At 48.9% G+C, this 13997-nt stretch carries 8 protein-coding genes and 2 tRNA genes; 3 read left to right on the top strand and 7 right to left on the bottom strand.

Annotated features, from left to right (window positions below; translation table 11 throughout):
* Positions 1-178 precede the first annotated feature (178 nt).
* Complete coding sequence (locus IM479_RS03495; RefSeq protein ID WP_286825674.1) at positions 179-940, bottom strand: peptidylprolyl isomerase; 762 nt, start codon at positions 938-940, stop codon at positions 179-181.
* A 411-nt stretch (positions 941-1351) separates the two neighbouring features.
* Between IM479_RS03495 and IM479_RS03490 the strand changes: the two genes are divergently transcribed.
* From IM479_RS03490 to IM479_RS03480, 3 genes are all read left to right on the top strand, one after another.
* A tRNA-Ser gene (locus tag IM479_RS03490) sits at positions 1352-1436 on the top strand.
* Positions 1437-1540: 104 nt separating this feature from the next.
* Complete coding sequence (locus tag IM479_RS03485; protein WP_002736326.1) at positions 1541-2056, top strand: GNAT family N-acetyltransferase; 516 nt, start codon at positions 1541-1543, stop codon at positions 2054-2056.
* Between the two features lie 40 nt (positions 2057-2096).
* Positions 2097-2170: transfer RNA gene (locus IM479_RS03480), tRNA-Pro, on the top strand.
* A 189-nt stretch (positions 2171-2359) separates the two neighbouring features.
* On the opposite strand, the gene IM479_RS03475 is transcribed toward IM479_RS03480, so the two are convergent.
* The 6 genes from IM479_RS03475 to IM479_RS03450 all read right to left on the bottom strand — a co-directional run.
* On the bottom strand, positions 2360-6364 hold the full coding sequence (locus tag IM479_RS03475) for a DNA-directed RNA polymerase subunit beta' (protein ID WP_287684677.1): 4005 nt from the start codon (positions 6362-6364) through the stop codon (positions 2360-2362).
* Positions 6365-6587: 223 nt separating this feature from the next.
* A complete protein-coding gene (rpoB, locus tag IM479_RS03470; protein ID WP_287684676.1) occupies positions 6588-9899 on the bottom strand; it encodes a DNA-directed RNA polymerase subunit beta in 3312 nt (1103 codons plus the stop codon).
* Positions 9900-10055: 156 nt separating this feature from the next.
* Positions 10056-10835: a TatD family hydrolase gene (locus IM479_RS03465; RefSeq protein WP_287684674.1), complete on the bottom strand. Its 780-nt coding sequence runs from the start codon at positions 10833-10835 to the stop codon at positions 10056-10058.
* A gap of 50 nt (positions 10836-10885) precedes the next feature.
* Positions 10886-11179: a 30S ribosomal protein S20 gene (gene rpsT, locus IM479_RS03460; protein WP_002737368.1), complete on the bottom strand. Its 294-nt coding sequence runs from the start codon at positions 11177-11179 to the stop codon at positions 10886-10888.
* Positions 11180-11393: 214 nt separating this feature from the next.
* The gene (gene rpoD, locus IM479_RS03455) at positions 11394-12644 is read right to left on the bottom strand and encodes an RNA polymerase sigma factor RpoD (RefSeq protein ID WP_304392495.1); all 1251 of its coding nucleotides are present in this window, start codon (positions 12642-12644) and stop codon (positions 11394-11396) included.
* A gap of 746 nt (positions 12645-13390) precedes the next feature.
* On the bottom strand, positions 13391-13997 hold a 607-nt coding region (locus IM479_RS03450; protein ID WP_287684673.1), incomplete at its 5' end, for an alpha-isopropylmalate synthase regulatory domain-containing protein.

The following is a 13997-nucleotide window of genomic DNA, read 5'->3' as shown; positions in this document are numbered from 1 at the left end:
GGTCAATTACCTAATTTTCAGGGAAAAAGTCCCGGAATTTTCCCCCCAATCACTCCAATCGCTGGCACTTTTTGATTGACAAAAAGTCTAAAAGTCTTATCGAACAATGTTTTTAGATTTATCCAGCAAACCCTAATTAGGCGAAAAGACTAGGTTTACCCAGTGTTGGAAGGAAATGCTATATAATCGATACCTGCTCGCTATTGACTGGGTTTGATTCGGAGATAAATTTCACTGTTTGCATTTGAGCCGTTAACCATTGTTGGAATAAATCATTGCGTAAGCGTTGACGGGTGGGAGGATCCAGTTCACAGGATAAATATTTTTCCAGTCGGACAATCACGACCCATTCTCCCACTTGCGTCGGTGGCCACAGTTGCCCCGGTTTACTTGCCTGGAGAATTTGCCCGATCTGGGGATGGGGGGCGCTCAGTTCCACCGGTCCGATTAGTCCTCCGGTTTCCGCTTCTGCTCCCTGGGAGTATTTTTTAGCTAGTTCAGCGAAGGTATTTTCTCGATCCTGTATCCGGAAAAATAGTTCCTGGGCAATGCCGATATTTTTTGTCCGAATCAGGGAATAAACCACCTTATCCAATTGATTTTTGACTTGCAAGAAGTAGGATTCTACTTTGTTATCCCAAGTCTCCTGTTTAAATTTTTCCAATTTAATGTCCCGAAGAATTAGATATTCTAGTTGCTCGGAATCCATCCCGTTTTGTTGTAACCAAGATTTCATTTGCTCATCGTTGGCAATTTGATTATTTTGATAGAAACGGGAATAGGCCGCGTTTCTTTCTTCGGGATTGCAGGTGATATTGGCGATCGCTTGCTCGATAATTACTTCCCGGATTAACTGGGGTAACATACCATATTTTGCCAAAAGAGGCAAGACCTGTGACTGGTTAATTTTTTGGTCGCCGATTTCAATAATTGAACTCATAATAAATACATTTTCCTCTCAGAAATGTTTAAAACTATCAACTCTAGGAGCTTCTAAATTTTATTGAGGTGATTATACGTCAAAACAGCAATTTTAGGGCACTCCCCCCTATTTTAATTTTAGTTTTCCCCGTGAAAGCCGAAAATTACAGAAATTAAAGAAATAAGTCGGTCATCTTGACGGGGGTGGTGAGGGGAAGTGGTCCAGATCTGGCCGATCGGCCCCCAAAAATCCTGCTCAGAAAGCCCTAATTGCGCCCCCAATTGACTAAAATAGACTTCTTGCAGAAGTCGGGGAAGGAGGAAATTTTAACCTTTAACCCGATAATATGCACCTCTTTTCCCTACATTGGCAGAAAATTTTTTGATTTGTGCAATAAATCTAATGATAAGATATAGGTCTGGCTGCCTTGGAGAGGTGGCAGAGTGGTCGATCGCGCTCGACTTGAAATCGAGTAACCAGCAATGGTTCGTGGGTTCAAATCCCACCCTCTCCGTACTCAAAATCAAATTTGGACTCAGGTTGCCCGATTGTTCGTAGACAGGGGAAAATAAAATATACTAGGCTAAAAAGATAATATTGAGGCAGTAGCCCCCCGGCATGGTTTTTTGGAAAAGATTGTTTAATAGCTCGGAAGTCACTGCATCTCCTGACTATTCGGGAGACTTGGTAGAGGTTGCCCAGAATGACCTCGGACAGACGCGAGTGTTTTTTAGTACCGATCGAGAGCTAGATCTATATGAGTTAGAAGAACTTTGTGACTCGGTAGGTTGGGCCCGTCGTCCTTTACGCAAAGTTAAAAAGGCGATCGAATGTAGTTTTTTAGTGGTGTCGATGTGGGAAGTGCGAGGTAATCGCCGTCGTTTAGTGGGTTTTGCCCGTGCCACTTCCGATCACGCTTTTAATGCTACAGTCTGGGATGTGGTTGTTCATCCTCACTATCAAAGTAAAGGCTTTGGTAAAGCATTAATGAAATTTATGATCAGGAAGTTGCGGGGTGAGGACATCAGTAATATAACTCTTTTCGCCGATCCGCAGGTGGTGGATTTCTATCGTCGTCTCGGTTTTGTTCTCGATCCCGAAGGGATCAAAGGTATGTTTTGGTATCCCGATTAAGAATGCGGCTCTTAGGCTATACTAAAAAAGGAGTTTATTTCGGGATGTAGCGCAGCTTGGTAGCGCGCCTGCTTTGGGAGCAGGATGCCGCAGGTTCAAATCCTGTCATCCCGACTTGAGAGAAAATTATTAAAATCTTAACTTTGTCTCCTTTCCGGTTGACAGGAAAGGCTGCCTTCTTTTATTGCCAAACTGAGGTGAGTTAGCTGAAAAATTAGGGAGTTTTGGGAGAGAAGGAGGAGGTTTTTGGGAAATAACAGGGGTTTTTCCTGCCACTCCTCCTTGTAATATCTCCACAGACGATTATTCTTCTTCGTAATCCTCCTCGAAATCGTCCTCTCCCCCTTCCTCATCCGGTTCTGACCAGCGATCGCTGATAGGTTGGCGACTAAAGCGACTGCTGCCGCGGGAAGAGAGGAAAGCCATCTCATCATCCTCTAAATCGACCACATCACCCTCAGCGTAGGCGCGAGCGGTTTGATCGTCAAGAATCATATCGCTATCCTCACTACTATCGCCGAAACCGGGACGAGGGGGCAAGCCGAGGCCGCCGGGGGGAGCATAATAGCTACGATTGTTGTAGTTATATTCCTCCTCTGGGGGGGTGTAATCGCTGATCCCCGCCATGTTTTCGTGGGAATTGAAGCCAGTACCCGCCGGAATCAGACGACCGATAATCACGTTTTCCTTGAGACCCCGTAACCAGTCGGACTTGCCTTCGATCGCAGCTTCGGTGAGGACGCGGGTGGTTTCTTGGAAGGAGGCGGCACTGATAAAGCTATCGGTATTCAAGGAAGCTTTGGTGATCCCCAGTAGTACAGGCGTATATTTAGCTGCCGCCCCACCGGTGATCGACATGGCTTCGTTTACCGTCTCCACCTGTCGCAGTTCCAACAATTCCCCAGGTAACATACTGGTATCGCCACCGTCATCGATCCGCACCTTAGAGGTCATCTGACGCACGATCACTTCAATATGTTTATCGGCAATATCGATCCCTTGGGATTGATAGACCGACTGTACCTGATCAACGAGGAACATCTGGGTTTTTTCCAAAGCTTTCAGGGCCGCCTCGTAACTGCCCAAGCTATCCACATAATAATTAAAGAACACCTCTAAAATCTCGTGGGGATTAGCCTGACCATCGGTTAACGCCTGACCCACATCGATACGCTGATTATCGCTCACCAGAGGGTTTTGACTGCCTAAAAGCGGATATTCACTGATCGTGCCGTCATCCTCGACCACCTTAATATCGACGATCTCAGAATCTTGGTACTCCACTTGACAAACTCCCGGTTTGCGTGCCAGGACACAGGCCTCTTTCGGTTTGCGGGCTTCGAGCAGTTCTTCGATTCTCGGCAAACCTTGAATGATATCCCCAGTTTTCGAGCGCTCAAACACCAACAGCACCAAATTATCGCCCCGTTGGACTAAATCCCCCTCATCGATATGCAGAATTGCCCCGGACGATACTCGGTAGGGTCGGGCTTTACGCAAACGGATTTCATAGCCGGTGGTGGTTTGGTCAACGGCCAGCACTTGACCGGAATTGGGGGCTAAAACTCCAGCAGCGATCTCAGCTTCGGCGATTACCAGATCCCCGGCTTTGACGGTGGGAGCAACAGCGAGCGGGAGAATAAACTCGTCACGGTCACTGACAATTAAAAGACGGCGTACCGCTTCGCTGCCCTTGCGAATCCCGCGAATTTCCCCAGCTTCCTTACACTGGATTTCGGTCCGGGCCACCACTGCCCCCGGTGGAATTTCATCGCCATCTTGGACGAGAACGCGAGTCTGAATATTACCCCCTAAAGGATCATTATCACTATCTCGACGCAGCACCAGAGATTCGAGAATAACTAACTGTAAACGCTGACAATCCCTGTCCTCAATCGGTTCTAACTCGATATCGGCCGTCAGATGGGAGACCGATTCTGGTTCTTCGCTAGAAATTTCTAGGACTAATTGGGTGCTGATCAGTTGACAACCCTCGACGGATTTAACTCTTTCCCCGTCTTTAAAGAAAATGCGCTGCACCGATCGCAGTTCGATATGTCGTCCTCCTTCTTGGTTAGCGGAACCTTGGGTGGGAGAAGTGGATTGGTCCTCTACGGTGAACTCCTGTACTGGTCGCAGCAGTAATCCCAAACCCTCGTTAGTTTCCACCCATTCCGCTTGCCGTAACTCCTCGATCGTGACTTCAGGAGTTAACTGTGTCCCTGGGTAAATTAACTGTTCTTGGGCAATTCCGGAGGATTCCGGTTCGATATCCATAAATAACAGCCCCGGTTTGACAATAATCTCCCGGAGGATGTCATTTTTCTGGATGACTTCCACCACACCGCTAGAGTTACAGAAGATGTCTTTAACCACTTCTTCCCCTGCTTCCACATACTGCCCATCTTCCACCTGTAAGAGGGAGATATCTTTATTGACTTCGTGGGTTTCTTCGGGAATCCAGAGGATCGTGCCGCCTTTGGTGATTTCATAACCCTGTTTGCGGCTGCCTTTGGAGACTTCGATATCGACGTATTTAATCATGCCGCCGGTGTGGGTTTGATAGCGATCGTCGATTAACTCGGCGACAATGGCATGATTCTGTACTTTTGTCCCCGGAGTGGTTTTCAGCAGGAAGCGTTGACCATCGGCCGTATGAATAATAAATTGTTCCCGACCGGCACTACTTTCTACTTTTACTTCGGCCTGATCCAAGGACACGGAAGCGGTGACGATATCGATTTCCCGGCTATTGGGGGCTAAACGCACCAAACCGCCGTTAGTGGATACCAGCTTAGTTTCCGCGAGCACATCCCCCACTTGTACTGTATCGCCGTTACTGACCACGGGTTCGGCCCCGGTTGGCAAGTTATACACTTCTCCGGAGAGAATCCATAATAATCCCCCCCGTTGGGCGATGCGGGTGGTGTTGCCTTGGCGATCGGTTTTTTCCTCTGGGACTAATTGGGAGAATAGCACCTCGCCGGCTAAGTCACTGGTTACGTCTTTTGTGGCTTTTTCCGTGGATTTTTGGACTTTATCGGAGGTAATTTCCGCTAGTAACTGTTCCTCGCTTACTGTTGCCCCATCGGTGACGAATAGCAGCGATCCCGGAGTCAAAGAGTAGGTGACGGTTTCTTTGGTTTTATCCTTGGGTGTTAATTTAATTTCCCCCGGGGCCTCCACCTGATCCCGTTCATCTCCGTGGCGAGTTCGCACGTTACGGATACTTAACCCCGGCAGAAAACGCACGGTTCCCTCGAAGGGACTCCGCACTTGCCGGGCTACTTCTCCGGTAAATACGCCCCCAGTGTGGAAGGTACGCATAGTTAACTGAGTCCCCGGTTCCCCGATCGATTGGGCGGCAATAATCCCCACTGCTTCCCCCATATCCACCGGATGACCGTGGGCCAGACTCCAACCGTAACAGGTTTGACAAACCGAGCGGGCTGCTTCACAGGTTAAGGGGCTGCGGACTTTGATTTTATCGACGAGTCGGCCGAGTTTTTCGGCGGTTTCGTCATCGATAATCTGGTTGCGGGTGGCGATCACTTCTCCATTGACCACCACATCTTCGGCCAAGGAACGACCTAATAAGCGATCGCTTAAGGGAATTAACACGCGATCGCCATCGGTCATGGCGGTTAATTCGATGTAACGATTGGTGCCACAATCTGCCTCGCGGACGATGACATCTTGGGACACATCGACGAGACGACGGGTCAGATAACCGGAATCTGCCGTCCGTAGGGCTGTATCAACTAACCCTTTGCGCGCCCCGTAGGAGGAAATAACGTATTCGGTAACGGTCAATCCTTCCCGGAAGTTAGTCTTAATCGGGAGGTCAATAATTTCCCCCTGGGGATTAGCCATTAATCCCCGCATTCCGACTAACTGACGCACTTGGCTCATATTACCCCGCGCCCCGGAGAAAGCCATCATATAGACGGAGTTGAGGGGATCGGTAACTTGGAAGTTGCGAATTACTTCATCTTTAAGTGATTCGGATGTACTATTCCAAGTGTCGATTACTTTTTGGAAGCGTTCCACTTCGGTGATTTCCCCGCGCACATAACGCTGTTCGGTTTGCCGGATTTCCTGTTCGGCACTTTCGATCATCTGTCGTTTAGCCGGCGGTACGGTTAAATCATCCACACTAATGGAAACCCCTGCTTTGGTAGCGAAACGAAACCCGAGGTTTTTCAATTCATCGGCCATTTGTGAACAGCGCGCCGAACCGTAGTTTTGATAGGCCCAAGCGATCAGTTTTTTCAGTTTTCCTTTGTCAACAGTTTGGTTATAAAACATCTCGATCCCAGTAATAATTAAACAGCTATTAGCTATCAGCCATCAGCATTCAGCTATCAGTTAGAAAAGGGAACAGGGAATAGGGAACGGGGAATAGGGAATAGGCAAATTTTTACTTTACTGTCCTTTTTTTTGCTTTTTCCTGGAAAATTCTCTCCTGTCTCCTGACTACTGACTCCTGACTTCTCACTGATAACTGATTACTGATTACTGATCACTGAAATTACACTTCCGATTCTTCTTCTTCAAGGTCTTCCGTGGTTAAGGATTCGTAGGTGGGGCGAGAGGGGGCGCGACGACCGACATCGACCATCAGATCCACCTCCACATCGCGGGAAGTACCATCGGGGGCATTTTCCACCTTGTGAACGGCGATATCGAGGCCGAGGGATTGCAATTCTCGCATCAAAACCTTAAAGGATTCTGGCGTACCCGGGCGGGGAATCGGCTTGCCTTTTACGATCGCATTTAAAGCCTCATTCCGTCCTTGCATATCATCGGATTTTACCGTTAGCAATTCCTGCAAGGTATAGGCCGCCCCGTAGGCCTCTAGGGCCCACACTTCCATTTCTCCGAAGCGCTGACCCCCCTGTTGAGCTTTACCGCCCAAGGGTTGCTGGGTAACCAAGGAGTAGGGACCGGTAGAACGGGCGTGAATTTTATCATCAACCAGGTGAACCAGTTTTAACATATAGGCCATACCGACGGTAACGGGACGGTCAAAGGGTTCCCCGGTGCGACCATCGTAAACGGTGACTTTGCCGGCGTGTTCTTCCTTGAACACCCAATCGCGATTGGGTTTTTTCGAGGCACTTTCTAGCAATCCGTGGACGGTTAAACGGCTGGCTTCTTCCCCGTACATTTCGTCAAAGGGAGTAATCTTAAAGCGTACGCCTAGATTTTCGCCGGCCCAACCCAGTAAACATTCAAACACCTGACCGACGTTCATGCGACTGGGAACCCCCAGGGGATTGAGAACGATATCGACGGGACGACCATCGGGGAGGTAGGGCATATCTTCTAGGGGCAGAATCCGAGAAATAATCCCTTTATTGCCGTGACGACCCGCCATTTTATCGCCCACTTGGATTTTGCGTTTTTGGGCAACGTAAACCCGCACCACCATATTGGCCCCGGGGGGTAATTCATCCCCCTGTTCGCGGGTAAATACCCGCACATCTACTACCCGGCCTTTTTCGCCGTTGGGGACGCGTAGGGAGTTATCCCGTACATCCCGTGCCTTTTCGCCGAAAATCGCCCGCAGTAGTTTTTCTTCGGGGGGTTGGTCTGATTCGCCTTTCGGGGTGACTTTCCCGACGAGGATATCGCTTGCTTCTACCCAAGCACCGATGCGAATAATGCCGCGTTCATCAAGGTTTCGCAGGGCATCTTCACCGACGTTGGGAATTTCCCTGGTGATTTCCTCTGGTCCAAGTTTAGTTTGACGGGCTTCGATTTCGTATTTTTCGATGTGGATGCTGGTGTAGGTGTCTTGTGCCACCAGTCTTTCACTGATTAAAATCGCATCTTCGTAGTTATAGCCTTCCCAGGGCATATAGGCGACGAGGATATTCTGTCCGAGGGCGATTTCTCCTCCTTCGGTGGCGGAACCATCGGCGAGGATCTGCCCAGGGACAACCTGTTCCCCTTGATAGACTAAAGGACGCTGATTTAAGCAGGTATCTTGGTTAGAGCGTTGATATTTCTGAATTTCGTACTCGATCTCGCTCTTGCCGAAAATCTCTTTGTCTTCATCCGCCACTTTGATGCGAATCCGGTTAGCATCGACGTAGGAAACGACCCCATTGGTACGGGAAACGATGACCATGCCAGAGTCGCGAGCGGCCTGTGCTTCCAATCCGGTACCCACAAGGGGACGTTCGGGACGCAGCAGGGGAACCGCTTGTCGTTGCATATTAGAACCCATGAGGGCGCGGTTAGCGTCGTCGTGTTCGAGGAAGGGAATCAGGGAAGTTGCCACCGAGACAATTTGGACGGGGGAAACACAAACGTAGTCCACTTGTTCGGGGGAAGTGGTGGAGAATTCCTGCCGATAGCGCACCGGGATAGTTTCGCCGAGGATATAACCATTTTCATCGGTGGCCACGTCTCCCGGTGCTACCCGCAGATCGTCTTCTTCGTCGGCGGTTAGGTATTTAACGGGGAGATCATAGCGTACTCGGCCATTTTCCACGACATAACAGGGGGTTTCAATAAAACCGTAGTCGTTGACGCGAGCGTAGGTGGCCAGGGAACCGATTAAACCGGCGTTGGGACCTTCTGGGGTTTCCACCGGACAAATGCGACCGTGGTGGGAGGGGTGGATGTCGCGCACGGCAAAACCGGCCCGTTCCCGGGTGAGACCGCCGGGGCCGAGGGCGGAAATGCGGCGTTTATGGGTCAATTCCGCTAGGGGATTGGTTTGATCCATGAACTGGGAGAGTTGCGAGGAACCAAAGAATTCTTTAATCGCCGCTACTAGGGGTTTCGGGTTGACTAGGGAAGCGGGGGTGAGGTTTTGGGATTCGCTGACGGTCATCCGTTCCCGAATGATTCTTTCTAAGCGGTTTAAACCCACGCGCACTTGGTTTTGGAGCAGTTCACCCACGGAACGGACGCGACGGTTGCCGAGGTGGTCGATGTCGTCGGTGTTGCCGATGTCAAATTCGAGGTTAATTAGGTAGTCGATCGCCGATAAAATGTCGGTGGTGGTGAGAACGCGCTGGTTATCGGGGACGTTGAGGCGTAGTTTTTTGTTGAGTTTATAACGACCAACGCGCCCGAGATCGTAGCGTTTATTGTCAAAAAAGCGCGATTCGAGCAGTTGTTGTCCGCCGGTGACGGTGGGAGGTTCTCCGGGGCGTAGTTTGCGGTAGAGGTCGAGGAGGGCCTCTTCTTCGGTGGGATTGCCTTCTTTGTCGAGGGTTTTTTGGTAGAATTCGGGATGGCGTAGGGAGTCAAAGATTTCGTTATCGCTCAATCCGATCGCTTTCAGGAGAACTTGGGCGGATAATTTGCGGGTTTTGTCGATTCTGACCCAGACTAAGCCGTTTTTGTCGGTTTCAAATTTTAACCAAGCTCCTCGGTTGGGAATCAGGGAAGCGGAGTAGGTACGGCGACCGTTTTTGTCGATTTCGGCTTTGTAGTAAACACCGGGGGAACGGACGATCTGATTGACGATGACTCGTTCGGCCCCGTTAATAATAAAGGTTCCCCGTTCGGTCATCAGGGGTAAATCGCCGATAAAGACTTCCTGTTCGATGTTTTCTCCCGTTTCTTTGTTGATTAAACGGGTGGGAACGTACATCTGAACGGAATAGGTGCTATCGCGTCGTTTGGCTTCATCGACGTTGTATTTCGGTTCTTTGAGTCTGTAGTCCTGCCCGAGGAAATGTAGTTCTAATTTACCTGTATAGTCGCTGATGGGGGAAAAGCTATTCAGTTCCTCGATTAGTCCTTCTTCCAAAAACCACCGAAAACTGGAGTGTTGGATTTCGATGAGGTCGGGTAAGAGGTTAAAGGTAAGATTGTTCATAGGGTTACAAGGGCTGATGACACGATAGCGACGGTGGGGAATTGCTCTCGGAGATCGGGGTTTTTAGGGGTTGGGTGTTGGATGTTAGGGTTTTAGTTGAATTCCCCCATTTCCCCATTTCCCCGTCCCCTGCTCTGTGCTAATAAACTATGTTTTTTAACTGGGGAGTTGAAATAAGTTGCGGGCGTTCTGGGTGGTTTGTTCGGCTAAGGTTTCGACCGGATAGCCGCGCAGACGGGCGACGGTTTCGGCCACATGGAAGACGAAAGAGGGTTCGCAAGGTTTACCGCGGTGGGGATTGGGTGAGAGAAAGGGGCAATCGGTTTCGATCAGGATGCGATCGCTAGGGACAATTTGGGCGGCAGCTTGCACGGTTTTACTGTTTTTGAAGGTGACAATGCCGCTAAAGCTGATGTAAAAACCCAAATCTAAAAACCATTGAGTTTCTTCGGGGTTGCCAGTCCAGCAGTGCATCACGCCGCCAATTTTGCCCACTTGTTGCCGAAAGGCGCTGATTTCCTCCCGCATTGTCGGGGCCGCATCTCGACAATGGATAATCACGGGTTTATCGAGACGATGGGCGATTTCTAACTGCCTCCAAAAGACCTGTTTTTGCTGCTCTTGATTATCCGCTTTATAGAAGTCTAAACCCATTTCCCCGATCGCCACGACGCGCCGATCAGATCGGGCTAGGGTCTCGATCTGATCGGCACTATTATCTCGCCATTTTTGGGCATCTAGGGGATGTAAACCGACGGCGAAGGAAATTTCCCCAAATTGATCGGCAATGGCTTTAATTGCCGCAAACTCCTCTGGTTGAACACAGGAGTGAACCAGATGAACGACTCCCACACTTCGCCAACGTTCGGAGATAGCGGGCAAGTCGGCTTGCAAAACGTCAAAGTTCAAATGAACGTGCGTATCTATTAATTGCATCGACCCCCGATCGCTTGTTGCGTCTGTCCTGATTACAGCTTAATCGTTTCTTAGGAAGCTTGGCTAACTTTTTGCAAGGCTTTGGCTAAACCGGCTTTTTTTCTAGCGCCGTTGTTCCGGTGCAAGACGTTGCGCTTGACGGCTTTATCGATTTTACTGTAAGCTTCCGATAGAGCTTGTTGGGCGCTTTCTAGCCCTTCTGGGCTGGGGTTGGCTCCGTAGGCTGAGACAGCGACAAGACATTTTTTGATCAGGGTTCTTACGGCTGACTTGTACGCTTTGTTGCGTAGACGATTTCTTTCGGAGATTTGGACTCGTTTGAGTGCAGACTTTGTATTAGCCACAGTCGTTTCTTGTTCTCAATACTGGTATGGTTAATCGGGACACAGACAAACCATAATAACAGATCTGTGCTATTTGTTGCAAGAGTTTTCTGGACAAGATTGGGGCAACCCCGGAGATATTTTCAGGATTAGGTTCCCACAGATGGGGAAGTGTAGATGACGATAAAACTGAGCCTCAAGGAGACTCAGTTGCCAGTTTTTTAAGAGCGGGAAGTTAACGAATGTACTCTTTGAGGATACTATTACGGTTGGGGTGACGCAGTTTCCGCAGGGCCTTGGCTTCTATTTGACGAATGCGCTCGCGAGTGACGTTGAAAATCTGGCCGATTTCTTCGAGTGTTTTCATCCGGCCGTCATCTAAACCGTAGCGCAGACGCAGCACATCGCGTTCGCGAGGACTAAGGGTATCGAGGACGTTTTCTAAATCCTCGCGTAATAAATTTTTAGAAACTTCATCTTCTGGGGTTTCTCCATCTGCTTCGATAAAGTCTCCTAAACGGGAATCTTCTTCTTTACCGATGGGAGTCTCTAGAGAAATAGGTAATTGGGCAGATTTAGCAATAAAACGCAGTTTTTCAATGGTCATCTCCATCTTGGTGGCGATTTCTTCCTCGGTGGGTTTGCGACGCATTTCCTGAGAAAGAATCTTGGTGGTTTTTTTGATCCGGGAGATGGTTTCGTAGAGGTGGACGGGAAGTCTAATGGTGCGGGATTGATCGGCGATCGCCCGGGTGATGGCTTGACGAATCCACCAAGTGGCATAGGTGGAGAATTTATAACCCTTTTCGTGGTCGAATTTTTCGGCGGCGCGGATCAAACCGAGGGAACCTTCTTGAATTAAATCTTGGAAGGAAAGACCGCGATTCATGTATTTCTTGGCGATGGAAACCACTAAACGCAGGTTCGATTGTACCATTTTTTCCTTAGCGCGACGACCATGGTACAATCGACGCTTAAAGGCCGATAAGTATTCCTTTGATTTCGCCAGCCATTCTTCCACCAGGGGAGCCATTAGCTCCGTCTTACCTAAATAAGCCTTAATATCCGATAATTTCGGTTCTTTTTCCGATTTTTCTGCGATAATTTTTTCGATGCGCTCGAACAAGAAAACCTGTTTTCCCCATTCAGCATCGGTATAGAGGCGAAAATCTTCGCGAATACGTTCTAATTTCAGTAGATCGGCGATTTTTCTCGCTAATTCGATCTCCTCCTCCGCTCTCAATAACCGAATCCTGCCGATCTCTTGCAGATAAATCCGAATCGAATCTTCCGTATAGGGTTTTTTTCTGGCTGCGTCGCGACGACGAGCGCTGGCAAGGCGGCGGGTTTTTTTGCCATCGTTGCTATCGCTGGTTTCTTCTAGCTCTAACTCGATATCCTCATCATCGAAGTCTTCGTCTAGGTCAATCAAATCTAAATCCAATTGCGGCTCGGTAAGGGTTAGTACATCGTGGGCCTGCGTCATGCCGTTTTCCTCTTGCTCCTTCTGTGCAAAACTAGAAGATCGAATCTCAATCTAGGTGATACTGAACGAATTTGTGTCTCCAATCCGAGACGGGGAAAGACTTTTCCGATTGTAGCTTTAATTACAACAAATGGGAGAAGATCTTTGCTTAAATTCTCTTGTGTCGATGCGATTTTAGCGACACGGAATGCTGTTTTAGCTCGGTCAACTCATAATCTGGCTCCTGCAAAAATTGGGTAAATGGCTGGAGGACTGCAATCCGATCACCCGATTGTCTGCGGTGTTGACCAGATAACTAACAATCAAAGGAATTATGGGGTGGGTTAACTGTTCCCAATGGCAAGGGGAACAGCATTCCTATTTGCCTTTGCTAATTCCTTTGGTCTTTAGCCATTGTATTTAATTTGATCGGATTCTTACGGATAAATTTCATCCCTCATTGCTTTTACGGGAATCTTTTTTTGGTACATATGCACCATAATTAATCAGAGCGCAAGCTCATAATATTAACTTAGCAACATTTTAGAAATTTGCGAGACAAATTTAAGATTTTCTCCAACAGCGCCATGGGGTGTGGGAATTATGAATTATGAATTATGAATTGGGGTGGTCACTGCGTGCGCGTTGCGGGGGGAAGTGGGGTGATGGGGTGGTCACTGCGTGCGCGTTGCGGGGGGAAGTGGGGTGGTGGGGAAGTGGGGGAATTTCAACTAAAACCCTAAAACCCTAACACCCTAAAACCCTATCTAGACTTGGACCATTTCTGGGGTTTTTTCCTTCTGCTGCAGTGCGACGTGGAGACGGTTTAAGGCGCTGACGTAGGCGCGAGCGGAGGCGACAATAATATCGGTATCGGCCGCGTGAGCGGAGTAGGTGCGTCCTTCGTAACGGAGACGGATAGTCACTTCTCCTAAAGCATCGATTCCCTCGGTAACTTCCCGCACCGAGAAAGAGATTAATTCGTTAGGAATCTTCACCACTCGATCGATCGCTTTGCACAGAGCATCCACTGGCCCTGTACCAATGGCCGCATCGGATAACTCGCTACCGTCGGGATTGCGAATCGTTACCGTGGCCGTGGGCCGGGCGCTATTTCCACAGGACACTTGTACTAATTCAAGGCGGAAGTGATCGGGAACGGTATCGATTTCATCGTTAACAATCGCTTCCAGATCGCGATCGGTGATTTCCTTTTTGCGATCGGCCATTTCCTTAAACTGGATAAAAGCGTTATTAAGTTCCGTTTCCGAAAGTTCAAAACCCAATTCCTGTAAACGAGAGCGAAAAGCGTTGCGGCCGGAGAGTTTACCGAGAACGATCTGATTATGGGTTAAACCGATCGATTCTGCATCC

Source organism: Microcystis sp. M165S2 (assembly GCF_020245885.1).
Classification (GTDB): Bacteria; Cyanobacteriota; Cyanobacteriia; order Cyanobacteriales; family Microcystaceae; genus Microcystis.
This window is presented reverse-complemented; position numbering and strand designations above follow the sequence as displayed.